Annotated in this window: 1 protein-coding gene and 1 pseudogene; one reads left to right on the top strand and one right to left on the bottom strand. The window is 68.5% G+C overall.

All coding sequences use genetic code 11. The features are described 5' to 3' along the window. Positions 1-109, bottom strand: a pseudogene (locus MBTS_RS23940) (LysR family transcriptional regulator); the annotation flags it as partial. A 98-nt stretch (positions 110-207) separates the two neighbouring features. Here MBTS_RS23940 and MBTS_RS23155 point away from each other — a divergent pair. Further along, positions 208-579: a hypothetical protein gene (locus MBTS_RS23155; RefSeq protein WP_056160403.1), complete on the top strand. Its 372-nt coding sequence runs from the start codon at positions 208-210 to the stop codon at positions 577-579. The last annotated feature ends 94 nt before the right edge of the window (positions 580-673 follow it).

Genomic DNA, 673 nt, shown 5'->3' with positions numbered 1-673 from the left:
TGCCGATCCGGGCGGCGGCGCGGGTGACGTTGCGCTCGGCGAGGAGGGCGTCGAGGGCCACCAGCAGATTGAGGTCGATGCGAGATAGATCGACATGGTCAATAGTCATTATCGATCCAATCTGTTTGATCCATGATGCACCGCACAGCATCTTCGCGTCACCGGCAAGGGCGCACCGCCCCTGCCAAGACAGCGAGACCCGTCACCATGACACTCCGTAGCCTCATCACCGCCGCCGCCCTCGCCACCGTCACCGTGGGCGTCGCCACCCTTCCGGCCTCCGCCGAGACGATCAAGCCCCTCGACGGTGGCAGCGTCTCGCTGGGCGAGCTCTCGGGCGTCGCCTACTACACCGCCGAGCCCAAGGGCTACCGGGTGGTCGTCACCCTGGCCCGCACCGGGACCAGCCGGGCAATGCGATTCGAGACGGTCCTGGCCAACGGCCAGAGCGTGACCCTCTCGACCCCGCAGGAACTCGGCGGCACCGCCGACGCCATCGAGATCAGCCGCACCGGAGACACCGTCGCCGTCAACCGGCCGCGCCCGGGCGTCACCCGCGAAGCGGCGGCGCAGAATTGAGGGCGATCCCGGCATGACCGGGCTCGCCGAACCGGACCAACCTCCCCGCCGGCGATGACGGGGAGGTTGTTTTCGTGTTCGTCACCACACCGGC

Origin of the sequence: Methylobacterium bullatum (assembly GCF_014845095.1) — a bacterium.
In the GTDB taxonomy this organism is placed as follows: domain Bacteria; phylum Pseudomonadota; class Alphaproteobacteria; order Rhizobiales; family Beijerinckiaceae; genus Methylobacterium; species Methylobacterium bullatum.
The sequence above is the reverse complement of the archived record's forward strand: the minus strand, read 5'-3'. Positions and strand labels throughout refer to the sequence as shown.

Coding starts and splice junctions, on each gene's coding strand:
- MBTS_RS23155 (WP_056160403.1), top strand. CDS start 208: ATGACACTCCGTAGCCTCATCACCGCCGCCGCCCTCGCCACCGTCACC.